This window comes from Klebsiella sp. GB_Kp047 (genome assembly GCF_040065235.1).
In the GTDB taxonomy this organism is placed as follows: domain Bacteria; phylum Pseudomonadota; class Gammaproteobacteria; order Enterobacterales; family Enterobacteriaceae; genus Klebsiella; species Klebsiella quasipneumoniae.
Genome location: NZ_JBEAJG010000008.1, coordinates 13,432 through 38,203 on the forward strand (window position 1 = coordinate 13,432; position 24,772 = coordinate 38,203).

The 24,772-nt window shown below is 56.7% G+C and carries 24 protein-coding genes and 1 riboswitch; of the genes, 10 read left to right on the forward strand and 14 right to left on the reverse strand.

Translation table 11 applies throughout. The features are described 5' to 3' along the window. Window positions 1-111 precede the first annotated feature (111 nt). Window positions 112-801, reverse strand: a complete 690-nt coding sequence (gene pepE / locus ABLV76_RS05875; RefSeq protein ID WP_064187830.1) for a dipeptidase PepE — start codon at window positions 799-801, stop codon at window positions 112-114. Window positions 802-999: 198 nt separating this feature from the next. On the opposite strand from pepE, the gene rluF reads away from it, so the two are divergent. Further along, the gene (gene rluF / locus ABLV76_RS05880; RefSeq protein ID WP_325926727.1) at window positions 1,000-1,875 is read left to right on the forward strand and encodes a 23S rRNA pseudouridine(2604) synthase RluF; all 876 of its coding nucleotides are present in this window, start codon (window positions 1,000-1,002) and stop codon (window positions 1,873-1,875) included. Here rluF and ABLV76_RS05885 read toward each other — a convergent pair. Continuing rightward, complete coding sequence (locus tag ABLV76_RS05885; RefSeq protein WP_004177859.1) at window positions 1,872-2,144, reverse strand: DUF3811 domain-containing protein; 273 nt, start codon at window positions 2,142-2,144, stop codon at window positions 1,872-1,874. The genes rluF and ABLV76_RS05885 overlap by 4 nt on opposite strands. Before the next feature lie 200 nt (window positions 2,145-2,344). On the opposite strand from ABLV76_RS05885, the gene ABLV76_RS05890 reads away from it, so the two are divergent. Next, a complete protein-coding gene (locus ABLV76_RS05890) occupies window positions 2,345-2,701 on the forward strand; it encodes a type II toxin-antitoxin system RelE/ParE family toxin (protein ID WP_004206820.1) in 357 nt (118 codons plus the stop codon). Then, the gene (locus ABLV76_RS05895) at window positions 2,698-3,036 is read left to right on the forward strand and encodes an XRE family transcriptional regulator (protein ID WP_004206819.1); all 339 of its coding nucleotides are present in this window, start codon (window positions 2,698-2,700) and stop codon (window positions 3,034-3,036) included. The genes ABLV76_RS05890 and ABLV76_RS05895 overlap by 4 nt, the downstream gene beginning before the upstream one ends. Before the next feature lie 36 nt (window positions 3,037-3,072). Here the strand turns inward: ABLV76_RS05895 and panS are convergent, their stop codons facing one another. Further along, complete coding sequence (gene panS / locus ABLV76_RS05900) at window positions 3,073-4,002, reverse strand: ketopantoate/pantoate/pantothenate transporter PanS (RefSeq protein ID WP_017900130.1); 930 nt, start codon at window positions 4,000-4,002, stop codon at window positions 3,073-3,075. Between the two features lie 138 nt (window positions 4,003-4,140). Beyond that, window positions 4,141-5,490 carry a lysine-sensitive aspartokinase 3 gene (lysC, locus tag ABLV76_RS05905; protein WP_017900129.1) on the reverse strand — a complete coding sequence of 450 codons (1,350 nt, stop codon included), beginning with the start codon at window positions 5,488-5,490 and terminating at the stop codon, window positions 4,141-4,143. Between the two features lie 179 nt (window positions 5,491-5,669). Continuing rightward, window positions 5,670-5,905: riboswitch (Lysine riboswitch) on the reverse strand. A gap of 348 nt (window positions 5,906-6,253) precedes the next feature. Here lysC and pgi point away from each other — a divergent pair. Further along, complete coding sequence (pgi, locus tag ABLV76_RS05910; RefSeq protein WP_004206271.1) at window positions 6,254-7,903, forward strand: glucose-6-phosphate isomerase; 1,650 nt, start codon at window positions 6,254-6,256, stop codon at window positions 7,901-7,903. Window positions 7,904-7,951: 48 nt separating this feature from the next. On the opposite strand, the gene ABLV76_RS05915 is transcribed toward pgi, so the two are convergent. From ABLV76_RS05915 to ABLV76_RS05940, 6 genes are all read right to left on the reverse strand, one after another. Then, window positions 7,952-8,407 carry an acyltransferase gene (locus ABLV76_RS05915; protein ID WP_032456809.1) on the reverse strand — a complete coding sequence of 152 codons (456 nt, stop codon included), beginning with the start codon at window positions 8,405-8,407 and terminating at the stop codon, window positions 7,952-7,954. An 8-nt stretch (window positions 8,408-8,415) separates the two neighbouring features. Beyond that, window positions 8,416-8,925 (reverse strand): GNAT family N-acetyltransferase, encoded by a 510-nt coding sequence (locus ABLV76_RS05920; RefSeq protein WP_043519203.1) that lies wholly within the window; start codon window positions 8,923-8,925, stop codon window positions 8,416-8,418. A gap of 108 nt (window positions 8,926-9,033) precedes the next feature. Then, on the reverse strand, window positions 9,034-9,414 hold the full coding sequence (locus tag ABLV76_RS05925) for a RidA family protein (protein WP_043519204.1): 381 nt from the start codon (window positions 9,412-9,414) through the stop codon (window positions 9,034-9,036). A 19-nt stretch (window positions 9,415-9,433) separates the two neighbouring features. After that, the gene (locus ABLV76_RS05930; protein WP_004206276.1) at window positions 9,434-9,754 is read right to left on the reverse strand and encodes an AzlD domain-containing protein; all 321 of its coding nucleotides are present in this window, start codon (window positions 9,752-9,754) and stop codon (window positions 9,434-9,436) included. After that, window positions 9,747-10,487: an AzlC family ABC transporter permease gene (locus tag ABLV76_RS05935; RefSeq protein ID WP_004206277.1), complete on the reverse strand. Its 741-nt coding sequence runs from the start codon at window positions 10,485-10,487 to the stop codon at window positions 9,747-9,749. Before ABLV76_RS05935 ends, ABLV76_RS05930 begins: the two co-directional genes overlap by 8 nt. 62 nt (window positions 10,488-10,549) lie before the next feature. Continuing rightward, window positions 10,550-11,827 (reverse strand): L-serine ammonia-lyase, iron-sulfur-dependent, subunit alpha, encoded by a 1,278-nt coding sequence (locus ABLV76_RS05940; RefSeq protein ID WP_049093095.1) that lies wholly within the window; start codon window positions 11,825-11,827, stop codon window positions 10,550-10,552. Window positions 11,828-12,197: 370 nt separating this feature from the next. Here ABLV76_RS05940 and psiE point away from each other — a divergent pair, with 370 nt between their 5' ends. Continuing rightward, complete coding sequence (gene psiE, locus ABLV76_RS05945) at window positions 12,198-12,608, forward strand: phosphate-starvation-inducible protein PsiE (protein WP_004206282.1); 411 nt, start codon at window positions 12,198-12,200, stop codon at window positions 12,606-12,608. Between the two features lie 191 nt (window positions 12,609-12,799). Here the strand turns inward: psiE and malG are convergent, their stop codons facing one another. The 3 genes from malG to malE all read right to left on the reverse strand — a co-directional run bounded on the left by malG (window position 12,800) and on the right by malE (window position 16,699). Then, window positions 12,800-13,690, reverse strand: coding sequence for a maltose ABC transporter permease MalG (malG, locus tag ABLV76_RS05950; protein WP_002884725.1), 891 nt, complete (start codon window positions 13,688-13,690; stop codon window positions 12,800-12,802). Window positions 13,691-13,846: 156 nt separating this feature from the next. Further along, window positions 13,847-15,391, reverse strand: coding sequence for a maltose ABC transporter permease MalF (malF, locus tag ABLV76_RS05955; RefSeq protein WP_017900124.1), 1,545 nt, complete (start codon window positions 15,389-15,391; stop codon window positions 13,847-13,849). Between the two features lie 117 nt (window positions 15,392-15,508). Beyond that, complete coding sequence (gene malE, locus ABLV76_RS05960; protein ID WP_004206285.1) at window positions 15,509-16,699, reverse strand: maltose/maltodextrin ABC transporter substrate-binding protein MalE; 1,191 nt, start codon at window positions 16,697-16,699, stop codon at window positions 15,509-15,511. Between the two features lie 370 nt (window positions 16,700-17,069). Here malE and malK point away from each other — a divergent pair, with 370 nt between their 5' ends. The 5 genes from malK (at window position 17,070) to ubiA (ending at window position 22,162) form a co-directional block, all read left to right on the forward strand. Then, a complete protein-coding gene (malK, locus tag ABLV76_RS05965; RefSeq protein WP_002884743.1) occupies window positions 17,070-18,179 on the forward strand; it encodes a maltose/maltodextrin ABC transporter ATP-binding protein MalK in 1,110 nt (369 codons plus the stop codon). A gap of 85 nt (window positions 18,180-18,264) precedes the next feature. Continuing rightward, window positions 18,265-19,554 (forward strand): maltoporin, encoded by a 1,290-nt coding sequence (locus ABLV76_RS05970; protein WP_002884747.1) that lies wholly within the window; start codon window positions 18,265-18,267, stop codon window positions 19,552-19,554. A gap of 114 nt (window positions 19,555-19,668) precedes the next feature. Continuing rightward, window positions 19,669-20,598 carry a maltose operon protein MalM gene (gene malM / locus ABLV76_RS05975; protein WP_008807310.1) on the forward strand — a complete coding sequence of 310 codons (930 nt, stop codon included), beginning with the start codon at window positions 19,669-19,671 and terminating at the stop codon, window positions 20,596-20,598. A gap of 187 nt (window positions 20,599-20,785) precedes the next feature. Next, window positions 20,786-21,283 carry a chorismate lyase gene (gene ubiC / locus ABLV76_RS05980; protein WP_017900123.1) on the forward strand — a complete coding sequence of 166 codons (498 nt, stop codon included), beginning with the start codon at window positions 20,786-20,788 and terminating at the stop codon, window positions 21,281-21,283. A 12-nt stretch (window positions 21,284-21,295) separates the two neighbouring features. Continuing rightward, complete coding sequence (gene ubiA, locus ABLV76_RS05985) at window positions 21,296-22,162, forward strand: 4-hydroxybenzoate octaprenyltransferase (protein WP_002884808.1); 867 nt, start codon at window positions 21,296-21,298, stop codon at window positions 22,160-22,162. Window positions 22,163-22,219: 57 nt separating this feature from the next. Here the strand turns inward: ubiA and plsB are convergent, their stop codons facing one another. Next, window positions 22,220-24,643 (reverse strand): glycerol-3-phosphate 1-O-acyltransferase PlsB, encoded by a 2,424-nt coding sequence (gene plsB, locus ABLV76_RS05990; RefSeq protein ID WP_004206289.1) that lies wholly within the window; start codon window positions 24,641-24,643, stop codon window positions 22,220-22,222. Window positions 24,644-24,772: the final 129 nt, after the last annotated feature.

The window sequence follows — 24,772 nt, forward strand, 5'->3', positions numbered from 1 at the left end:
CCATTCCCCGGCGGCGCTGTGCTAACCGGGGTTTTGCGTTTGGACGTCCCGTTGAGGCAGCCCGGATAAGGCGCAATGCGCCGCTATCCGGGAAACGTTAGCCCCCCAGGCTCAGAAGCGGTGGCCCGCAGGCAGGGTTATCGCTTCTTCCCCCGCTTTGAACAACAGCGTCGGGTTCGGGCCGCCGAGCGTCGCGTGACCATCGGTGACCTGGATCCAGTTTCCTTCCGGCAAACCAATCACCGTTAATTCCGGCGCCACGACCAGCAGTTCGCGGATACGCTGTTCGCGGGTTTCGCCCTGATGCCCGGTCGGCAACGCGTTGGTGAAGTGCGGGTTAATCTGTAGCGGGAACAGCCCCAGCGCATCAAATCCCTGCGGATCGACAATCGGCATATCGTTGGTGGTGCGAATGGTCGGGCAGGCGAGGTTTGAACCTGCGCTCCAGCCGATATACAGCGCCCCGCGTTTGACGACATCGACAATCGGCGCCAACAGACCGCGACTGCGGCACGCTTTCAACAGCTGGAAGGTGTTCCCGCCGCCGACGATCACCATCTCGGTGCTTTCAATGGCGGCGATAGGGTCGTCTACGCTGTGGATACCGGTTACGCTGACCGCCATGGGCGCCATAACCGCAGCCACTTTGGCCGTGTAATCATCCCAGGATTGCGTCACGCCAGCGAAGGGGATGAATACCGCCTTACGGCGCCCTTTGACCCGACCGGCAATCAGCGGCAGGGCGTGTTCCAGCCAGGCTTTTCCCGGCAGCGTGGAGTTACTGAGTAACAGCAGTTCCATCTTTTCTTCCTGTTTTAAAAATATTATTGAAGCAGAAATTCTAGCATCGCCCCCATACCGGCGCGCTGATATGGCGCATGATGTAGGTAAGCGGAATGCTGTTCACAAGCCCGACGAAGCTTCTGGATAATGAATCATACAATCCAGGTTTTTTCTCGCCCACAAGGTAGGGTATATTTCGCTTTTACAGGAGAATCTATGCTGCCCGACTCATCAACCCGATTAAACAAATACATCAGTGAAAGCGGCATCTGCTCGCGTCGCGAAGCGGACCGCTTTATTGAACAAGGCAACGTCTTTATCAATGGCAAGCGCGCCACGATTGGCGATCAGGTGAAGCCTGGCGACCTGGTCAAAGTTAACGGACGGTTGATTGAGCCGCGCGAAGCGGATGATCTGGTGCTGATTGCGCTGAATAAGCCGGTCGGCATTGTGAGCACCACAGAAGACGGCGAGCGCGACAACATTGTCGATTTCGTCAACCACAGCAAGCGTATCTTCCCTATCGGCCGTCTGGATAAAGACTCCCAGGGGCTGATTTTCCTCACCAATCATGGCGACCTGGTGAATAAGATCCTGCGTGCCGGCAACGACCATGAAAAAGAGTATCTGGTTACGGTCGATAAGCCGGTGACCGATGAGTTCATTCGCGGCATGGGCGCGGGGGTACCGATTCTCGGGACCGTGACCAAAAAATGTAAGGTAAAGAAAGAAGCGCCGTCCGTTTTCCGCATCACCCTTGTGCAGGGGTTAAACCGCCAGATCCGTCGCATGTGCGAGCACTTTGGCTATGAAGTGACGAAGCTTGAGCGTACGCGGATTATGAACGTCAGCCTGACGGGGATCCCGTTGGGTGAGTGGCGCGATCTGACCGATGACGAGCTGATCGACCTGTTCAAGCTGATTGAAAACTCCTCTTCCGAAGCGAAGCCGAAAGCGAAGCCGAAGGCCAAAGCGGCGACCCCCGGGATCAAGCGCCCGGTGGTGAAGGTGGAAAATAGCAACGATAAAGGCCGCCCGGCTGGCAACGGCAAACGTTTCACCCAGCCGGGACGTAAAAAGAAAGGGCGCTAACGCCTGCCGCGGGTCGGCGTATTCGCCGACCAGGAAAAGGTTGCTTCCTTATCCGTCTTATAAGCCTGCTGTTTTTTCACCTGGCGGGCTTTCTTCGCTTCCGCTTCGCGCTGCGCCATCAGCTTATCGATATATTCCTTTTTCACGCTGTTTGTTTCCGCATTGCTCAGCGGGCGGCCGTGCGCAATGCGCGCGCGGTCAAGCAGCGTTTTCAATTCGCGCTGTTCGCGCTCGGTCATCTCTTTTTGTGTAATTCGGGGGAGTGCCATGGTGGTGCCCTCAGTCAGACCAGAGCACCCAGTGTACGGTAATCAGCGCAAAATAGAACGCATCCGGAAAGCGCCTCGCAGAATATTTCCCTCGTTCGTGACCCGTGAGGTGAACTGGCTTAGGGTAACGGCACGATCAACCTGTTATCGACGATAAATATCGGGCGAGTGGTGTATAAAATTTTATACAAGGATGTGGTATGCTCAATCAGCAACCAAGATTAAGGCGTATCGTCTGGATGGGCTCTTCCTTTGACGATCTGCGCCAGTTTCCTGAGGACGTCCGCAGAGATGCCGGATTTCAGCTTTATCGTTTACAGTCGGGTTTAGAGGCTGCGGACTGGAAAGCAATGCCTCAACTGGGGCGGGGGGTTGAAGAAATCCGCCTGCGCCACTTTTCCGGTGCATATCGGGTAATTTATCTGGCCCGTTTTGCAGAGGCGATATATGTCCTGCACTGTTTTAACAAAAAGACGCGACGGACCGCCGAACACGAAAAACAGATTGTCAGAAGCCGTTTGCGGGTTATACAGCAGGAACACAGGAGTCATAAATGAATCGTAAGAGTGTGGATGGTATCCGTCATGTGACCTCTGAAGAGAGCAATATATTCAGTGAACTGGGCTTTGATGATGCTGACGCAGAGCAGCTTCGCGGACAAGCGGAAAAAGAAGTTGAGCAGTTGATGGCGCTTAAACGACAGTTAATGCAGGAAATCGCTGAGTGGATAGATGAACATCAATTGAAGCAGGCCGATGCTGCCGCGAAGTTGAGCATTTCGCGCCCACGCATTTCAGATGTGGTCAATCAGAAAACCAGTAAGTTTACCCTGGATGCGTTAGTCATGATGTTAATGAAGTTAGGTAAACCAGTACGTTTGCAGATTGGATAACGCACACGCCCGGGCCTGCGCCCGGACGTGTCACGCTCAGCGCTTGCTGGCTTTTTTGGCGATGGGCTTCCCTGACCAGTATCCGGCCAGCAGCGAACCGGACAGGTTATGCCAGACGGAGAACAGGGCTCCCGGCAGCGCCGCCAGCGGGCCGAAGTAAATTTTACCCAGCGCGGCCGCCAGGCCGGAGTTCTGCATCCCTACCTCGATCGCCAGCGTACGGCAGGTGGATTCATCAAAACCAAACAGACGTCCGCCCCAGTAGCCGCCGAGCAGGCCAATGGTGTTATGCAGGATCACCGCGATAATCACCACCAGGCCAACGGACGCGATATGGGCCGCGGAACCTGCCACCACCGCGCTGATGATCGCCAGAATGCACACCATCGAGAAAGCGGGGAGGAACGGTTCCACCGCTTTCACCACCTTCGGCAGCAGATGATGGACAATCAGCCCCAGGGCGATGGGAATGACCACAATCTGCAGAATGCTCAGCAACATCCCCATGACGTCGACCTGAATGTGCGCGTCGACGTACAGACGGGTCAGCAGCGGCGTCGCGATGACGCCGACCAGGGTGGAGACCGAGGAGATAGTCACCGACAGCGCCACGTCCCCTTTGGCCAGAAAGATCATCACGTTGGAGGCCGTCCCGCTGGCGACGCTGCCCACCAGCACCATCCCGGCGGAGAGCTCCGGCGGCATATGAAACAGCAGCGCCAGCAGCCAGGCGGCGAGCGGCATCACCAGATAGTGCAGAAATATCCCTGCAGCGACCGGCGCCGGACGCGACAGGACGCGTTTGAAATCCGCCAGCTTTAGATGTACCCCCATACCGAACATAATCAGCATCAGCAGGGTGGTAACCCACGGGCCGATCGGGGTGAAAGTGGTGGGGGTGTAATAGGCCAGAACGGAGAGCAGCAGTGCCCATAACGGGAACAGCCGCGTCAGAGTTGCGAGCATGTTGTGTTCCTTGCGATACGCAAACCGGCCGCGCCGAACCGGTAGGGCGGCGAGCTGGTCAGCTGGTTGTGTTGATGTTGTTATAAAAAAGCCGGGTTCGAGCCCGGCTATAGGTATTGTTTATCGTGCTAAGGAATTTTATTCAAACAAATTATGATGCAACGTCTGCACCACCTTCTCCGCATCGGCGCCAGGGACCAGGAAGCAGAGGTTGTGGCTGGATGCGCCATAGCAGATCATGCGGATGTTAAACGGATCAAGGACGCCAAACACCTCTTTGCCGACGCCGCAGGCTTTCGACAGCTCGTTGCCGATCAGGGCAACCAGCGCCAGGTCTTCTTCCACTTCCACGCGACACAGCGAGGAGAGCTCGGTCAGCAGCGCCTGGGTCAGCAGGGTATCGCCCGCAGAGGTTGAGCCAGTGGTGTCCATGGTCAGGGCCACGCTCACTTCGGAGGTGGTGATCAAATCGACGGAGATGTTATGGCGCGCCAGAATACCGAACACTTCGGCGAGGAAGCCGCGGGAGTGCAGCATATTCAGGCTGTGCAGCGTCAGCAGCGTCTGGCGGCGGCGCAGCGCCAGCGCGCGGAACAGCGGCGGGTTCTCGGTGGTTTTACACACCAGCGTACCGCCCGCTTTCGGTTCTTTACTGGAGCCGACAAATACCGGGATATCGCTGCGCACGGCAGGCAGCAGGGTCGCCGGGTGCAGCACTTTGGCGCCAAAGGTGGCCATTTCCGCCGCCTCTTCAAAGGCGATGACGTCGATGCGTTTCGCCGCTGGCGCGACGCGCGGGTCGGTCGTATAGATCCCGGGCACATCGGTCCAGATATCGACGCGGGTGGCATTCAGCGCTTCGCCGAGCAGAGCGGCGGTATAATCGCTGCCGCCGCGGCCGAGGGTGGTGGTGCGGCCCTTCGCTTCGCTGCCGATAAAGCCCTGCGTCACCACCAGGCCTTCCGCGAGACGCGGCGTCAGCTGCTGCTGGGTCAGTTCGGCGACAGCGGCGATATCCGGTTCGGCGCGGCCAAAGCGATCGTTAGTGCGCAGCACTTTACGGGCGTCAAACCACTGCGCCTGAATTCCGCGTTCACGCAGAATCTCCACAAACAGCAGGGTGGACATCAGTTCGCCATGGCTGACCAGTTCGTCAGTCAGCGCGCTAGAGGAGGCGAGCGCGGCGGCTTCCGCCAGCGTGGTGATATTTTCCAGCAGGCGCTCAATCTCTTCGCGGATCACGTTGGGATAGCGCAAACGCTCCAGAATATTGAACTGGATCTGGCGCAGAGCGTCCAACTGGGAAAAACGTTCGGTGGGTTCCAGCCCTTCCGCTAAGGCCACCAGAATGTTGGTCACGCCGGCAGAGGCGGAGAGCACAACAATACGGGTATTGGCATCAAGCAGCGCCACATCAATGCTGCGGTTCATCGCGTCAAAATCAGCAACGCTGGTGCCGCCAAATTTGGCGACGACTAAATCTGTCATAACAACCTCGTGTCAGGGGGCCTGACTTATTAAAACGATTCCTGAACACCGATCCTGGCAGGGGCTGGATGCCGCCGGATCGCAACAAAATGTCTTAATAAGCCAGGCCAAATTATTCAGCCATGGCACAAGGGAAGAGCGATAAACAGGGTGGCGCAGAATGATAAACAACTACGATGTCACCCAGAAGTGCTCCACCTTGTAGACCCGACTCACCGCTCTGGGCGCTGAAGTGTTCGGGTATGAAACGCCCGACTGCGAACGTTTCTGGTGACAACCCAGGGGATTCAGCCCCTGTGGCCGGTGAGGAGCGTAACCAGACGCTCTTTCACCTCGGCGTTGCTCCCCCTCACGTATTTTCGCCGGACTGGTTCCTCCAATACGGTTACCTGGGCAACGCACCTCTTCTGGCAATTACCGACGTCTTTCACCTGGCCGGGAGAATAAGGACATTATATCCCCCGCGAATACCCTTTCGCTGTAGCGTGAAATGCGCGAGCAATAGATACTTACAATACGTAAGCACTGCGGATATATAAAGGCTTAACGCCAGCTATGTCAACGCTGCGGTTATGCGGATTTTTCATGCCCCTGCGGCTAACAGAAAAAAGCCTTATGATAGCTATACTAATGGGGCTTTTTACTCCGTTTTGACCCGATTCCTGACCGGCGTCAGGGACAAGTCACAAAAATCATCACAATTTTCCGTCACCGGCGCTACAATCGACCGAAGTCACAATCTCAAATCAGAAGAGTATTGCTAATGAAAAACATCAACCCAACGCAGACCTCTGCCTGGCAGGCATTACAGAAACACTTCGACGAAATGAAAGATGTCACTATCAGCGAGCTGTTCGCCAAAGATAGCGACCGTTTTTCTAAGTTTTCCGCGACGTTTGACGATCTGATGCTGGTGGACTTCTCCAAAAACCGCATCACCGAAGAGACGCTGGCTAAACTGCAGGATCTGGCGAAAGAGACCGACCTGGCGGGCGCCATCAAGTCGATGTTCTCCGGTGAAAAGATCAACCGCACCGAAGATCGCGCGGTACTCCACGTCGCGCTGCGCAACCGCAGCAACACGCCGATTGTGGTTGATGGCAAAGATGTGATGCCGGAAGTGAACGCTGTGCTGGAGAAGATGAAAACCTTCTCTGAAGCGATTATCTCCGGTAGCTGGAAAGGCTACACCGGCAAACCGATCACCGACGTGGTCAACATTGGTATCGGCGGCTCCGACCTCGGTCCGTTCATGGTCACCGAAGCGCTGCGTCCGTATAAAAACCACCTCAACATGCACTTTGTCTCCAACGTCGATGGCACCCACATTGCCGAAGTGCTGAAGAGCGTCAATCCGGAAACCACCCTGTTCCTGGTCGCGTCCAAAACCTTCACCACCCAGGAGACCATGACCAACGCCCACAGCGCGCGCGACTGGTTCCTGGCGACCGCGGGCGACGACAAGCACGTGGCTAAACACTTCGCGGCGCTCTCCACCAACGCGAAAGCGGTTGGCGAGTTCGGCATCGACACCGCCAACATGTTCGAATTCTGGGACTGGGTTGGCGGCCGTTACTCCCTGTGGTCGGCGATTGGCCTGTCCATCATTCTCTCCGTGGGCTTCGACAACTTCGTTGAGCTGCTGTCCGGCGCGCATGCGATGGATAAACACTTCTCCACCACCCCGGCGGAGAAAAACCTGCCGGTACTGCTGGCGCTGATCGGTATCTGGTACAACAACTTCTTCGGGGCAGAAACCGAAGCGATTCTGCCGTACGACCAGTACATGCACCGTTTTGCCGCCTACTTCCAGCAGGGCAACATGGAGTCCAATGGTAAGTATGTTGACCGTAATGGCCACGCCGTGGACTACCAGACGGGTCCGATCATCTGGGGCGAGCCGGGCACCAACGGTCAGCACGCGTTCTACCAGCTGATCCATCAGGGCACCAAAATGGTACCGTGCGATTTCATCGCCCCGGCTATCACCCACAACCCGCTCTCCGATCATCATCCGAAGCTGCTGTCCAACTTCTTCGCCCAGACCGAAGCCCTGGCCTTCGGTAAATCCCGTGAGGTGGTGGAGCAGGAATATCGCGATCAGGGTAAAGATCCGGCGACCCTGGAGCACGTGGTGCCGTTCAAAGTGTTCGAAGGCAACCGCCCGACTAACTCCATCCTGCTGCGTGAGATCACCCCGTTCAGCCTCGGGGCGCTGATTGCTCTGTACGAGCACAAAATCTTCACCCAGGGCGCGATCCTCAACATCTTCACTTTCGACCAGTGGGGCGTTGAGCTGGGCAAACAGCTGGCTAACCGCATCCTGCCGGAGCTGAAAGACGGCAGCGAAGTCAGCAGCCACGACAGCTCCACTAACGGTCTGATTAACCGTTATAAAGCCTGGCGCGCATAACGCTTGCGCAGCTAAGACGGAATGCCGACCTTATGGTCGGCATTTTTTTTACAGCCGTCGCAGCAGGCGGGCTGGATTCCCCGCCCACACGCCTTTCTCGGTGATGGACTTCGTCACCACGCTGCCCGCGCCAATCACCACGCCGTCGCAGATACTGACGGCCAGAATCGTGGCGCCGCTACCGATCGACACGTCGTCGCCAATCTCAATCCGCCCCCAACTGGCGCGGTCGGCGTTTGGTTTGCCGTCGCGAAACAGATCGTTGGCGAACATCACCCCGTGACCGATAAAACAGCGCCGACCAATGGTGACGTACTCGCAGATAAAGGTATGAGACTGGATTTTACTCTCCGCGCCGATGCGGGTATTCCCCTGGATCTCAACGAACGGCCCTACGAAGACGTTATCACCCAGCGTGCAGTCGTACAGGTTGGCGGGCTGGTAAATAACGACATTTTCACCACAAACGACGTTACGTACGCCGGTGTCACGAAGCTCAGGCATAGTTCCTCTCATAGCGGTTTGGCCAGAATATGTAAGGTGCTTTGCTGGCTGGCGGAATGAAAAGTTGCGTCTCTGATGTGCTGCATCCCCTGGCGTTCGTAAAAACGGCGCGCGGCGGGATTCGCGGCGAGTACTTCCAGCCACAGCCAGCGTTCACCGGCCGTTTTTGCTCGCGTCTCGACGGCGTGAAAAATCTGCTCGCCGTAGCGGTGGCCAGTCTCCCCCGGCATCAGGTAGAGCTTATGCAGCAGCGTACCAGTCGTGCCGTCGTCAGCCATTCGCTGTTGATAGCTATATTTAGCGAAACCAACGGGGGAAGCGGCTTCGGCGATGAGCCAATGATGGTTGGCATCGGTCAGACTCCGATGTAGCGCATCTTCGGCATATTCTTGCTTAAGAAATAACGCCAGTTCATCGGCATTGCGCCAGAGATGGGCGAAGTGGTGCTGGTAACTGGCATAACCCATCGCGCTCAGTTGTGGCGCGTCCTCGGGTAATGCCTTTCGGATAGTCAACATGCTGCTTTCCTCGGGTCGTTCAGTGGCTATAGTGCCTGTAATATGAACAACGTGGAACGACAAAAATCGGTGGGGAAGGGGCTGGAGGTTCTTCCTCCAGCCGGGGGGTTAACGGGCGAAAGCGATCGCTTCGATTTCGACGCCAGCGTCTTTCGGTAACCTGGCCACTTCCACGCAGGAGCGCGCCGGAAAGGCCGCCTGATGTTCGGTAAAGAAGGCCTCGTAGGCGGCATTGATGGCGGCAAAATCCGCCAGGTCTTTCACAAACACCGTGGTTTTGACGATCTGACCAACGCTGAGGCCGGCGGCTTCGACGATGGCTTTCACGTTCTCCAGCGACTGGCGCGCCTGTTCGGCAATGTCGTCGGGCATGGTGCCGTCCTGCGGATTAATGGGCAGCTGGCCGGAGGTGATGGTCATCGCGCCGAGATTGACACCCTGAACGTACGGACCGATCGCGGCGGGCGCGTCAGCGGTAGTAATAATCATGGGGTTACCCTTCAAACAGTTACAGAAAATAATTCAACAGCACCAGTGAGCCGACGCCGCTGACCACCACCCACACCAGACCCAAACGGAAGCTGGCGAGCGTACAGATAATAGCGGCGATCACCTTCGGGTTTTTTAAGTCGAACTCCATGCTGGAATTCACGCTCAGGATCTGAATGGTGATGATGGCCGGCAGGACGGTGACCGGCACGAAGCGCAATGTTTTGGTCACCCGCTCAGACATCTGGATCTTGCCGGCCAGGCCGATAAACGAGAAACGAATAAGAAAAGTGACCGCGGCCATGCCCAGCGTCAGGGCGATAAAGTAGCTATTACTCATTTTCCAGCGCCTCCACTAACGGCATATCGGATTCGGTTGTTGCCCTCTGCTTGCGCTCTTCCGCCAGGTCGACGCACAGGCCGGCGAGGACGCCGAGCACGGAGGCGACGACGATACCCAGCGAGTAGGGCAGGACCACTAACAGCACGCCGGAAACGGCGGCCACTACCGCGGCGACGGTGCAGGCCTGGCTTTTAATTTGCGGCACCACGATGGCGATAAAGGCGGCGACCATGGCGAAATCGAGACCGTATTTTTCAATGTGGGGAAACGAGGCGCCGACCAGCGCGCCAAGAAAATCGGCCAGCACCCAAATCGCCCAGAAGGTGATCATCGCCGAGCCATAAAACAGATATTTTTCCTTTTTATTTCCTTCCATCTCTTTGACGGTGGTGGCATACACCTCGTCGGTGAGCGCATAGGACATAAAGCATTTTTTAAAGAATGAGGCTTCGCGCACGGTACCGGAAATAGAGGCGCTATACAGCACGTGGCGAAGATTAATAATTAATGTGGTGAAAATAATCACGCCGAGCGTGGCGCCGGTTTTTAACATATTCAGTGCCAGCATCTGCGCCGAGCCGGCAATCACAATCGCCGACCACGCGGTACTTTGCCAGACGCTCATTCCGGCGCTGACGCTTAACGCGCCAACAATGAACGAGAAAGGAAAGTCCCCGATGCACAGGGGCATAATGGCGCTGGCGCCGCGTAATATGACTTTTTTATTCATCGTAAAATACCTGTTGGTGCAGGCAATAAATCATTATTGCGTGGGGTACAAAAGGGCTGGTCTTATTTGCTGACCATAATGCGAATGATCTCTTTATCAGTTTGCGCCATAGGCTTAATCACGAGGCGGCACAGGTTATTAATCGACTGTTCGACGTCGGCGCAGACAATGCCGTCGTTGGCGCTGGCGCAGCGGTTTTGCATCGCCATCAATACAGATTTAAAGGCGCTGGAAACCACCGAGGACACTTTCATCGCGCAGCTGTTGGAGGCGCCATCACAAATCATGCCGGTAACATCGCTAATCATATTGATGATGGCGGTGTTGATGGTTTCGATATTGCGGGTAAACAGCCATGCCATACCGGCGGCGGCGCCCATGGCGGCGGTGGAGGCCGCGCACAGTGCGGACAGGCGGGTATAGCGCGAATGGATGGAAATGGCCGTCAGATGTGAGAGCGCCAGCGCGCGAGCGAGCGTCTCTTCATCGGCATTCAGATGCTCGGCGACGGTTACCACCGGCATGGTCGCCGCGATCCCCTGGTTGCCAGAGCCGAAGTTCGACATAGCCACCACCGGGGCGCCTCCCATACGCGCATCGGAAGCCGCGACGGTGTTGATAATGACCTCACTCATTAAGTCATTGCTTAACAAACCATTTTTAACGGCTTCAGAGAATGTTCCGTTAATATTCAACCCATACTTTTTCGATTTTCCTTCTGCAGCCAGTGCGCTATTGAGGCGGGCGGCTTCCAGAATAAACGTAATATTCTCAACCGGGGTGGAGATAATAAAGTCATACGCTTCCTGGAGAGAGAAAGTTGGCAGTTCGGCCTGCGCTGTGGCGCTATTTTCCCCGGCGTGTAATGGCTGCTGTTCGCCATTAATATATAACTCGACCACATTGGTATGCGTGCCTTTTACCACGACGCGACAGGTCTGGTCACCGGCGCTGAGGGTGAGATCGAGATGAATAAAGTCAGGCGTGTCCTGGACGTCAATATTAACGTGGCCGGCGTCCACCAGCGCTTGTGCCTGTTCCACATGCTGTGAAGTAATGCCTGCCAGGGTCTGTAATCCCTTATCGGCATCGCCGCCAAAGGCGCCGATGGCGGCGGCCAGCGCGACGCCATTCACTGTCGTGCCGGGAATCGTGACACCCGTGGCGTTTTTATACAGGTTGGCAGAAATAAAACCGCGAATTTTTTCGCAGGGTATCGCTAAATGTTTCGCGGCGTAAGCGGTGGTAAATGAAATAGCAACGGGTTCAGTACAACCTAATGCTGGTACGACTTCTCGCTGTAGCCAGCGAATAAAAAGAGAGGATGTTTGGTCAGACATTATTATGATTCCTGGACGTAAGATGATGAGGAAATATGCTAAGGGAATCGGCAGAAAAAAACTTTCTCAAATAACCCTTTATTTATTAAGGTCTGGAGAAAAATTTTATTTTTAGCCATATCTAAACATGCAGGCTTGTATGTAAATTAAGCTATTGATTAACAATGGTTGTATAAGCAAATTTTTATGCAAATCATGGGAATCAGTTATGTCGATCACACGCCGTTAAGGAGAGCATTTTTCTCTTTTGCCGAAATCCTGCCCTGAGGGCGCAAAAATTTAAAGCCCACGCGGTGAGGGGTAACTGTAGATCTGGATCACACTTTTGCGCTATACCGGACGCAACACGGACTGATTATGAGGTGTGAATATGTCGTCGGTTTATCGCCCACTGGTGAATTTTATCGCCACTGCGATGCAAACGGTTTTGAATCTTGGGCTGCTGTGCCTGGGGATTATCCTGATCGTCTTCCTCGGTAAAGAGACGCTGCATCTGGCCGATGTCCTCTTTACCCCGGAGCCGACCAGTAAGTACCGGCTGGTGGAAGGTCTGGTGGTCTACTTTCTCTACTTCGAGTTTATCGCGCTGATCGTCAAGTATTTTCAGTCGGGGTTCCATTTCCCGCTGCGCTATTTTGTCTATATCGGCATCACCGCGATTGTGCGTCTGATCATCATCGACCATGAGTCGCCGATGGCGGTACTTATTTATTCCGCCGCAATCCTGATCCTGGTGATTACGCTCTGGCTGTGTAACTCTAATCGCCTGAAACGCGAATAAAAAAAAGCGGCCTCAAGGGCCGCTGACCAACAGTCACAAATAGAATTTATGTAGGGTCCAGTTGAGGATAGCAGTGGCATTGGCCTTACTTTTTCAGCTGAGGGCGACGGCGACAATACCCGGTTGGGGTCGTGTATTGCGGCTAGACCGTCGGCCCTCCTCTGAAATTTGGGGCCGGTGTTACAAAAAACTTAACCTTTCACCCCGCCCGCCGTCAGGCCGTTCACCAGCCAGCGCTGCGCCAGCAGGAACACGACCGTAATCGGGATGGCGGAGAGTACCGCCGCGGCGGCAAAGTCGCCCCACAGATAGTTCTGCGGGTTGAGATACTGTTGCATACCTACCGCCAGGGTATAGCTGTTCACATCGCGCAGCAGCAGCGAGGCGACCGGCACTTCGGTGATAGCCGCGATGAACGACAGAATAAAGACCACCGCCAGAATCGGCACCGACAGCGGCAGCAGTACGAGGCGGAACGCCTGCCATGGGGTCGCGCCATCCAGCGCCGCCGCTTCTTCCAGCGAGCCATCGATGGTTTCGAAGTAGCCTTTGATGGTCCAGACGTGCAGGGCGATACCGCCCATGTAGGCAAAGATCACGCCGCCGTGGGTGTTGAGGCCGACGAACGGGATGTACTGGCCCAGGCGGTCAAACAACGCGTACAGCGCCACCAGCGACAGCACCGCCGGGAACATCTGGAAAATCAACATCCCTTTCAGCAGGGTCGCTTTCCCCGGGAAGCGCATACGGGCAAAAGCGTAGGCGCAGGTGGTGGAGAGGGCGACGATACCGATCGCGGTGATCCCGGCGACCTTAATCGAGTTCCACAGCCACAGCAGGACCGGGAACGGCGGCGGCGTGACGCGGCCATCCGCGTGTTCGACGCTGAAGCCTAACGCCAGACGCCAGTGCTCCCAGGAGATGGTATCCGGGATCAGGCTGCCGGTGGCGAAGTTACCCTCGCGCAGCGAGATGGCGATAACCATCAGCAGCGGAAACATAATCGCCGCGATAAAAATCAGTAGCAGGAGATGCGTGGTAAATAAACGTAGCTTCTGCGATTTGGGTTGGACCATAGCCATTGTAATTTTACTCCCCTTGACTTCGCACCAGGCTATTTTGCTTGCCATTTTGAACTCGGGCAGTGCTCAGAATCCTCACGTACTACGTGTACGCTCCGGTTCTTCCGCGCTGGCCGAGTCCAAACTGCCCGCGCCAATAACGCCTGGTTATTCCAATTAATCAAACTTCATGCGTGTGGCTTTCAGGTTCACAATCGCTAACGCGCCAACCAGCAGGAAGATAAGCGTGGCGATAGCCGCCGCCAGGCCGAAGTCCTGACCGCCGCCGCCTTCAAAGGCGATACGGTAGGTGTAGCTCACCAGCAGGTCGGTATAACCGGCCGGGGTGGTGGTGCCGAGACGGTCCGGACCGCCGTTGGTCAACAGTTGAATCAGGACGAAGTTGTTAAAGTTAAAGGCGAAGCTGGCGATCATCAGCGGCGTCAGCGGCTTAATCAGCAGCGGGAAGGTAATTTTAAAGAAGTTCTGGAACGGGCCGGCGCCATCCATTGCCGACGCTTCGTACAGATCGTCCGGAATCGCCTTCAGCAGCCCCATGCACAGGATCATCATGTACGGGTAGCCCAGCCAGGTGTTGACGATGATGATCATGGTGCGCGCGGTGGTCGGGTCGCTAAACCACGCCGGCTTAATGCCGAACAGCGTGCTGAGCATCATGTTGATTTCACCAAAGCTCTGGTTGAACAGACCTTTGAAAATCAGAATCGAAATAAATGACGGTACGGCATACGGCAGAATCAGCAGGACGCGGTAAATCGCTTTGCCTTTCAGTGCTTCCCACTGCACCAGGCAGGCGAGGATCATCCCCACCGCGACGGTCAGCACCACGGTCAGCACCGAGAACACCACCGTCCAGACGAAGATCGCGAAGAACGGTTTCTGGATGCCTTCATCGTGGAAGACGCGGGTAAAGTTGTCCCAGCCGATAGTCACGGTGTAGCCCGGGCTCAGCTTTTCTGTGCCCCAGCTACCGTCGGCGTTGATGGCCTGGTAGAAACCAACGTCGTTGTTCGGGCGGTATTTGACGTGGGTTTGATTGTTGGTCAGCACGCCGTTTTCGCCAAGCGTATACAGCGGTTGGGTGCCGGAGAACTGGCGCAGCGAGCTCATGATCACTTTGCTGTCGTCAGGCAGCACGGCGGTCAGCTGGTTCAGCGCGGTGCGGTTCTGGGTAATGACGCGCAGGTTGGCGCGCTCGCCTTCCGGCAGGGCGTCGGTTTCTTTTAACGCCAGCTTCTGCTCGCCGCCGAATTTAAAGGCGTCGGAAAGGTAGTTTTTACCGCTCTCACCGTCGGTCAGGGCCAGCTTCCACTCGTCGCCTGCCGGGATCAGCGTGAAGTTATAGGCTTTGCCGGCCTGGAAGGAGCGATCCATCAGCACCTGCTGCGCGCGCTCAAAGGTCAGCTGGTTGGTGCTGCTGTAGTTGGTGAACGCGATAGCGATAGTACAGATCAGCGGAAACAGGACAAACAGGCCCATGCCGGCGAGGCCGGGATAGACATAGCGCCAGGCATAAGCCTTGCGGTTAGCGAAAATATACAGGCCAACTGAGCTTAAAATCAGCGTCATGATGGCGAACAGGTACTCCCCCTGGGCGTACATCAAAACAACAAGGTAACCCACCAGCAGGCACAGTAAGCCAATCACAGACCATGTGAGTTGCGGACTTTGCCACCAGTGTTTCTTTTTAACGGCATCCATGGGGATCATCCTCTACAGCGGTGAAAGCTTATTTGTCAGGTGGCGCTTCGCTTACCTGACCTACGGTCCGAGCCGTAGTGGTAGGGCGGGTAAGCGCAAGCGCCACCCGCCGTTTTCTTACTTGGTGATACGGCTCTGGGCATCCTTCAGCGCAGCATCGACAGTCTGACGACCGCTGGCGGCGTTGATAACCGCGGTACGAACGGCATACCAGAAGGCAGACATCTGTGGGATGTTAGGCATGATTTCGCCTTTCTGGGCGTTCGCCATGGTGGCGGCGATGCGCGGATCTTTTTCCAGTTTTTCCTGGAAGGATTTCAGCGCCACGGCACCCAGCGGTTTGTCGTTGTTAACCGATTCCAGACCCTGATCGGTCATCAGGTAGTTTTCGAGGAACTCTTTCGCCAGCTCTTTATTCGGGCTGGCGGCGTTGATCCCCGCGCTCAGCACGCCAACGAACGGTTTCGATGGTTTGCCTTTAAAGGTCGGCAGCAGGGTCACGCCGTAGTTAACCTTGCTCTTATCGATGTTAGACCACGCCCACGGACCGTTGATGGTCATCGCGGTTTCACCTTTGTTGAAGGCCGCTTCCGCGATGGAGTAATCGGTATCGGCATTCATGTGCTTGTTCTTGATCAGGTCAACCAGGAAGGTCAGGCCCGCTTTCGCGCCTGCGCTGTCCACGCCGACGTCTTTCACATCGTACTTGCCGTTTTCAAACTTGAACGCGTATCCGCCGTCGGCAGCGATCAGCGGCCAGGTGAAGTACGGTTCCTGCAGGTTGAACATCAGCGCGCTCTTACCTTTCGCTTTCAGTTCTTTATCCAGCGCCGGGATCTCTTCCCAGGTCTTCGGCGGGTTCGGCACCAGGTCTTTGTTGTAAATCAGGGACAGCGCTTCCACCGCGATCGGGTAGGCGATCAGTTTGCCGTTATAGCGAACGGCATCCCAGGTGAACGGATAGAGTTTGTCCTGGAACGCTTTGTCCGGGGTGATTTCCGCCAGCAGGCCGGACTGCGCGTAGCCGCCGAAACGGTCATGCGCCCAGAAGATGATGTCCGGGCCGTCGCCGGTCGCCGCAACCTGCGGGAATTTCTCTTCCAGCTTGTCCGGGTGTTCTACGGAAACTTTAATGCCGGTGTCTTTTTCAAACTTTTTACCCACTTCAGCGAGGCCGTTGTAGCCTTTGTCGCCGTTAATCCAGATAACCAGCTTACCTTCTTCAATTTTCGCGAGGGCAGAGGCGGAAAACATCATCGTGGTCAGTGCCGACAGCGCGAGGATGCGAGCGCCAGTTTTGATTTTCATATACCCGTCCTTTTTGGTGTTGTACTCGTGGATACACTTCGGTGGCTTAACGATGATGAGTTTCCTTTTTTAACAACCCCTTTCCATCCTCCCCAGGTCTACGCCCCACCCGCTGGTTGTGTGATCTCCATTGCAAAAACGGCCGTATTGCGTCCTGGAGCACAGAAAAAAGCGCCCAATTTTGTCGCCTCCATCACGAAATCACGCGCCGCCCGCCATCCCCCGCGGCGAGAGCCAATCTCTCATCCTCCCATCTCCTCCCCCATAAAAAAGCCGGGGGGTGGAGGATTTGCCCGGCTAATGAATGCCGCATAGTCGACCCATCTTGAATGTGACTGTTAGTGACAGGTTGTAACGAAGGGAGAAGGGCATGGCGAGCGTACAGCTGCGAAATGTAACGAAAGCCTGGGGTGACGTGGTGGTATCGAAAGATATCAATCTCGATATCCACGAAGGGGAATTCGTCGTGTTTGTCGGGCCATCGGGCTGCGGCAAATCTACCCTGCTGCGTATGATTGCCGGGTTAGAAACTATTACCAGCGGGGACCTGTTTATCGGGGACACCCGCATGAACGAGATCCCACCGGCAGAACGCGGCGTTGGGATGGTATTCCAGTCTTATGCGCTCTATCCCCACCTTTCCGTTGCGGAAAATATGTCGTTTGGCCTGAAGCTGGCCGGCGCGAAAAAAGATCTGATTAACCAGCGGGTGACCCAGGTTGCGGAAGTGCTGCAGCTGGCCCATCTGCTGGAGCGTAAACCGAAAGCCCTCTCCGGCGGTCAGCGTCAGCGCGTGGCGATTGGTCGTACCCTGGTGGCTGAGCCGAGCGTCTTCCTGCTGGATGAGCCGCTTTCCAACCTCGATGCCGCCCTGCGCGTCCAGATGCGTATCGAAATCTCCCGTCTGCATAAGCGACTGGGCCGCACCATGATCTATGTCACCCACGATCAGGTGGAAGCGATGACCCTCGCGGACAAGATCGTGGTCCTCGACGCTGGCCGGGTGGCGCAGGTCGGGAAACCGCTGGAACTCTATCACTATCCGGCTGACCGCTTCGTCGCCGGCTTTATCGGTTCACCGAAGATGAACTTCCTGCCGGTTAAAGTCACCGCGACGGCTATCGATCAGGTGCAGGTTGAACTGCCGAACCGCCAGCAAATCTGGCTGCCGGTGGACAGCGCCAACGTTCAGGCGGGCGCCAACATGTCCTTAGGTATCCGCCCGGAGCATTTACTGCCCAGCGATATCGCCGATGTGACCCTCGAAGGCGAGGTTCAGGTCGTCGAGCAGTTAGGTCACGAAACGCAAATTCATATCCAGATCCCCGCCATCCGTCAGAACCTGGTTTACCGCCAGAACGACGTGGTGTTGGTAGAAGAGGGAGCCACATTCGCCATCGGTTTGCCGCCAGAACGTTGCCATTTATTCCGTGAGGATGGCACCGCTTGTCGTCGGCTGCATAAAGAGCCGGGCGTGTAAGGCTTCCCATTAAAAAAAGGCGCGAACCCGGCTGGCGGTACACCGGCGAAGCGTGCAAAGAAAAGCAATGATCTCAGGAGATAGAATGATGATTACTCTGCGCAAACTTCCACTGGCGGTCGCCGTCGCGGCAGGCGTTATGTCTGCTCAGGCGCTGGCTGTCGATTTCCATGGCTACGCGCGTTCCGGCATTGGCTGGACCGGCAGCGGCGGCGAGCAACAGTGCTTCAAAGCGACCGGCGCTCAAAGTAAATACCGTCTTGGTAACGAATGTGAAACCTATGCGGAACTGAAGCTGGGCCAGGAGCTGTGGAAGGAAGGGGATAAGAGTTTTTATTTCGATACTAACGTTGCCTATTCCGTGAATCAGGAAGATGACTGGGAAAGCACCTCTCCGGCGTTCCGTGAAGCCAACATCCAGGGTAAAAACCTGATCGACTGGCTGCCGGGCTCCACGCTGTGGGCGGGTAAACGCTTCTATCAGCGTCATGACGTTCACATGATCGACTTCTACTACTGGGATATCTCCGGCCCGGGTGCAGGTCTGGAAAACGTTGACCTTGGCTTCGGTAAGCTCTCTCTGGCCGCTACTCGTAACTCAGAAAGCGGCGGCTCTTATACTTTCTCCAGCGATGACACCAAAAAATATGCTGCGAAAACTGCCAACGACGTCTTTGACATCCGTCTGGCGGGCCTGGAAACCAACCCAGGCGGCGTGCTGGAGTTAGGCGTCGATTACGGCCGTGCTAACCCGCAGGATGACTACCGTCTGGAAGACGGCGCGTCGAAAGACGGCTGGATGTGGACCGGTGAACATACTCAGTCCATCTGGGGCGGCTTCAACAAGTTTGTCGTTCAGTACGCCACTGACGCAATGACCTCCTGGAACAGCGGCCACTCTCAAGGGACCAGCATCGATAACAACGGCAGCATGATCCGCGTTCTGGATCACGGCGCGATGGACTTCAACGATGACTGGGGCCTGATGTACGTTGCGATGTACCAGGACGTGGATCTGGACAGCAAAAACGGCTCCACCTGGTACACCGTGGGTGTTCGTCCGATGTACAAATGGACGCCGATCATGAGCACCCAGCTGGAAATCGGTTACGACAACGTGAAATCCCAGCGTACCAGCGAAAACAACAACCAGTACAAAATTACTCTGGCTCAGCAATGGCAGGCAGGGAACAGCGTCTGGTCTCGTCCGGCTATCCGTATCTTCGCAACCTACGCGAAGTGGGATGAAAACTGGGGCTACAGCAACACCTCCGGTCTGCAGACAAAAGACAGCAGCGGAAGCGGCGCTTTCACCTCCAGCCGCGGTGACGACAGCGAAGTTACCTTCGGTGCCCAGATGGAAGTGTGGTGGTAATACCGTCCGCAGGACGGGTGTAACCTGGGAGGGGCATCGGCCCCTCCTGACTATTCAGGGTTAGCGCGCTATTGCCTGGCTACCGCTAAACCGATGCTATCCAAGGTGAGAAGAATGAAAATGAAGAAAACTCTCGTCGCTCTGTGTTTATCCGCAGGGATGTTGGCATGCGTGCCGGGGATGAGCCTTGCCGATGTTAACTTTGTACCGCAGAACACCAGCGCCGCGCCGTCTATTCCAGCCAGTGCGCTGCAGCAGCTGATCTGGACGCCTGCCGATCAATCGAAGACGCAGAGCGTAGATTTAACCACCGGCGGTCAACGCCTGGATGTACCGGGGATCGTCGGACCGGTCGCCGCCTGGAGCGTGCCGGCCAATATCGGTGAGCTGACCCTGACCCTCGACAGCGAGCTGAACAAACATAAGCAGATTTTTGCGCCGAACGTGCTGATTCTCGACCAGAACATGACGCCAGCGGCGTTCTTCCCCAGCAACTACTTCACCTATCAGCAGCCGGGCGTGATGACTGCCGATCGCCTGGGCGGCGTGATGCGCCTGACCCCGGCGCTGGGCCAGCAGAAGCTCTATGTGCTGGTATTTACCACTGAAAAAGATCTCCAGCAGACCACCACCCTGTTGGATCCGGCGAAAGCCTATGCCAAAGGCGCAGGTAATGCGGCGCCGGACATCCCGGATCCCATCGCCAAACATACCACCGATGGCGTGCTGAAGCTGAAAGTGAAAACCAACAGCACCTCCAGCGTGCTGGTGGGGCCGCTGTTCGGCTCCTCCGGCCCGGGCCCGGTCACCGTCGGTAACACCGCGGCGCCGGTAGCCGCGCCAGCCGCCGCAGCCGCTGCGGCGCCGGCCGCTAAAAGCGAACCGATGCTCAGCGATACCGAAACCTACTTCAACAACGGTATTAAGCAGGCGGTGAAACAAGGTGACATCGACAAAGCCCTGAAATTGATGAACGAAGCTGAGCGCCTCGGCTCGAAATCCGCTCGTTCCACCTTTATCAGCAGTGTAAAAGGCAAGGGGTAATCGTCTCCCCACAATGCTGATGTTTAGGCACAGCCTTTAGGTGCATCCTCCGGGATGCACCTTTTTTTGCACGCGCGGCGGTCTGTTGCATGGCTGTTGCGTGAATGATCGTATATTGACGTTTGCCCGCCACCAACCGCCTATTCTGCGATACAATGCTCTCACGTTATGTACCGGAGAATCAGGCATGTCCCATCCTGCGCTTACGCGACTGCGTGCGCTGCGCTATTTTGCCGTTATGCCGCCCCTGGCGCCGCCTCTGAGTGACTGGCTGCTGCTGGAGGACTCAATGACCCAGCGTTTTGAGCAACAAGGAAAGCAGGTCACCGTCACCCTGGTTAACGAAGGGTATATCGGGCGTGAGGCGCTGGCTGACGAAGCGGCGCTGTTGCCCGACGAGCCGCGCTATTGGCTGCGGGAGATTATACTCAATGCCGACGGTGAGCCCTGGCTGGCCGGGCGCACGGTGGTGCCGGAGTCGACGTTGTGTGGGCCGGAGCTGGCGCTACAGCAGCTCGGGCAGACCCCGCTGGGGCGATACCTGTTCACGTCGTCGACATTAACCCGCGATTTTATTGAAATTGGTCGCGATGCAGCGCTGTGGGGACGTCGTTCCCGCCTGCGGCTGAGCGGCAAACCCCTGCTGCTGACCGAGCTGTTTTTGCCTGCGTCGCCGTTGTACTAAGAGGAAGAAAAAATGGAGTGGAGTCTGTCGCAGAATAAGCTGTTGGCGTTTCATCGCCTGATGCGCACTGACAAACCGATCGGCGCCTTGCTGCTGCTGTGGCCGACGCTGTGGGCGCTATGGGTGGCCTCGCCGGGCGTCCCGCCGCTGTGGATCCTGGCGGTCTTTGTCGCCGGCGTCTGGCTGATGCGTGCCGCCGGCTGCGTGGTGAATGACTATGCCGATCGAAAATTTGATGGTCACGTAAAGCGTACCGCCCGCCGTCCGCTGCCGAGCGGCGACGTCACCGAGAAAGAGGCGCGAACGCTGTTTATCGTTCTGGTGCTGCTCTCCTTCCTGCTGGTGCTTACCCTCAACACCATGACGATTTTGCTGTCGGTGGCGGCGCTGGCGCTGGCGTGGGTCTATCCGTTTATGAAGCGCTACACCCATCTGCCGCAGGTGGTGCTGGGGGCGGCCTTTGGCTGGTCGATCCCGATGGCCTTCTCGGCCGTCAGTGAATCGCTGCCGCTGAGCTGCTGGCTGATGTTCCTCGCCAACATTCTGTGGGCGGTGGCCTACGATACCCAGTATGCGATGGTGGATCGCGATGACGACGTCAAGATCGGCATTAAATCGACGGCGATCCTGTTCGGCGAAAACGATCGTCTGATTATCGGTATCCTGCAGGTGGCCGTGCTGGCGCTGATGGGCGCGGTGGGCTGGCTGAATGGGCTGGGCTGGGAATACTACTGGTCGCTGTTCGTGGCGGCGGGTCTGTTTGGCTGGCAGCAGAAGCTTATCTTCAATCGCGACCGCGATAACTGCTTTAAAGCGTTTATGAACAATAACTACGTCGGGCTGGTGCTGTTCCTCGGCCTGGCGATGAGCTACCTGTAAAACCCTGTCCCCATCCCCCCGGTTTACCGGGGGGCGGTGAGGACGGCAAACGCCGCGTTACGCGTCGTCCTGCGTGACGCTTTCGATCGTCAGACGTACATCCGACGTAATCAAATCCGCCAGCATCCGGTAGACCTTCAGGGTCTCTTCCGGCTCGGCATCGCCCGTATCGCTGATATAGCCTTCATCGCGCAGGGTCAACACCAGGGTACTGAACACTGCTTTGTCGAAGAACTCCGGCGCGTTGATGCCATGCAGCACCGACAGGCGCTGCGCCACGGTACGGCTCTCTTTCTCCAGCGAGCTGCGGTTGATCGACGGGTTAGCGCTCAGCAGCCAGAAGGTGATGGCGTAACGCTGCAGCGTCTCGCGAGCGCCTGCGGCCAACAGCTGCAGGGAGCGAGAGTGCGACGGGTTAAGGCTCATCACATCGCCATCGATGACGATCAGCTCCTGACGCAGCATCTCGGCAATCAGCGCATCCATTACTCCGGCCAGCTCCGCTTTCTCCCAGCGCAGGAACAGCTCGGCTTTGAGGAACGGGTAGAGCGTTTCCACATGGCGCAGCACTTCGGCGCGGCTGAGATGACGATGCTGAGTCACCAGGGCGGCTAACAGCGACGGCATCACCAGCATATGGGCAATGTTGTTGCGATAGTAGGTCATCAGCACCGCCTGCTCGCGCGGCAGAATGATGATGTCGCCAATGGTGTCCTTTTCAACTTCGAACTTATTCATCTGCAGCGCATGGTCGATAAGCTCGCTGGCCGAAGCGGATGGGGCGGTGGCATCCGGCGAATAGGGCACATTGCGCAGCAGCGCGAGGTAACACTCCAGCTGCTGGGTGAGCTGCTCACGGGTCAGCGAACGCTGGCGGGAGGCCAGCAGCGCCGTACAGCACAGGTTCATGGCGTTGGCCGCGCCGGCGTTGTTGATGCGCACCATCAGGTCAGCGGCGATGTTATTCACCGTCGGCGTCAGCCAGGAGGGGCGGACCGCTTCGATCGGGTCAATCGCTTCCCGCCACTCCGGCACATGGTGGTTCAGGTAGGTCATCAGCGGCAGCGGTTCGCCGAAGTTAACGTAGCCCTGGCCAAGGTTGCGCAGCTTGCTTAAGCCGCGCAGCATCTGCGGCAGACTCTCTTTCTCTTTGGTGGCGCCGCGCAGCTCTTTGGCATAGGTCCCCACCTCCATCACGTGCTCGTAGCCGATATAGATCGGCACCAGAGTGATCGGCCGGGTGCCGCCGCGCAGCATCGCCTGGATGGTCATCGACAGCGTACCGGTCTTCGGATCGAGCAGACGGCCGGTACGGGAGCGGCCGCCTTCGACGAAATACTCCACGGAATAGCCGCGGCTGAACAGTTCACCAAGGTACTCGCGGAACACCGTGGAGTAGAGCTTGTTGCCCTTAAAGGTGCGGCGAATAAAGAACGCGCCGAGGCGGCGGAAGATTGGCCCGGCCGGCCAGAAGTTAAGGTTGATACCCGCCGCGATGTGCGGTGGCACCAGCCCCTGGTGATACAGGACGTAAGAGAGCAGCAGATAGTCCATGTGGCTGCGGTGGCAGGGGACATAGACAATCTCATGGCCGTCGTGCGCCAGTTGGCGTACGCGCTCGGCGTTATGCACGTTGATGCCCTGATACAGGCGGTTCCAGGTGAAGCCGAGAATGCGGTCGGTCAGGCGGATCATCTCGTAAGAGAAGTTCGCGGCAATCTCTTCCATCAGCGCAATCGCGTTCTGCTGGGCCTTCTCGTGGGAAATTTTCTTGCTGCGTGCTTCGTCTTCCACCGCACGGGCAATGGCCTTCGACGCCAGCAGCTTGTTAAACAGATCCTGGCGGGCCGGCAGACGCGGGCCGACGGCGGCCAGGCGCTGGCGGGCAAAATGCATCCGCGCGACGCGAGCCAGTTTCTGGGCGATGATCTTATCAGTACCGTGCTCATCGGCCATGCGACGCAGCGATACGGAAGGAGAGAAGCGCACGAAGCTGTCGCGGCCGAGCCAGGAGACGGCGAAAAATTTCTGAATGCCGTTAAGCATCCGCAGCGGCGGATTGACTTCCCCTTTCTCACGACCCGGCGAGCGGCCGAACATCACCGACACCGGCACCATTTGCACATCGAGATCCGGATGGTTGCGGTGCAGATCGAGGTAGTCGTGGAACAGCTTGATGGACTCTTCTTTTGGCGTGTAATAGGTGAATACGCGCGGCCCGCCGTGGATGAATACGTAGCGCGGCAGCAGGGCGCCGTCGATTTCCAGCGGTTCTAGCGGGTCAGGTAAATCATGCGCCAGGCATTGGGCGCGCAGCGTCAGCAGGTCCGCCTTGGAGTTATAGGGCAGGACGTACATGACCGGACGCGAGGTATCGAGTCCTAATTCCTGAGCAGGCTCTGCCGGAATAGACTTGCTTTTTACCAGCACCCGTAATGGTAAATTCAGTAATTTATAGTAAATTCGTTGCCAGCCGGACATAAACGATGTGAAGCCTCTGGTTAATCATGCAAATGCGCGGCAAGAATAACAGAAAGCGGGCAAAATTTCCGTTACCGCGCGGCAAACGCGTACACTCATCGACGTCATTTACATAAAAAAGGTTTTGTG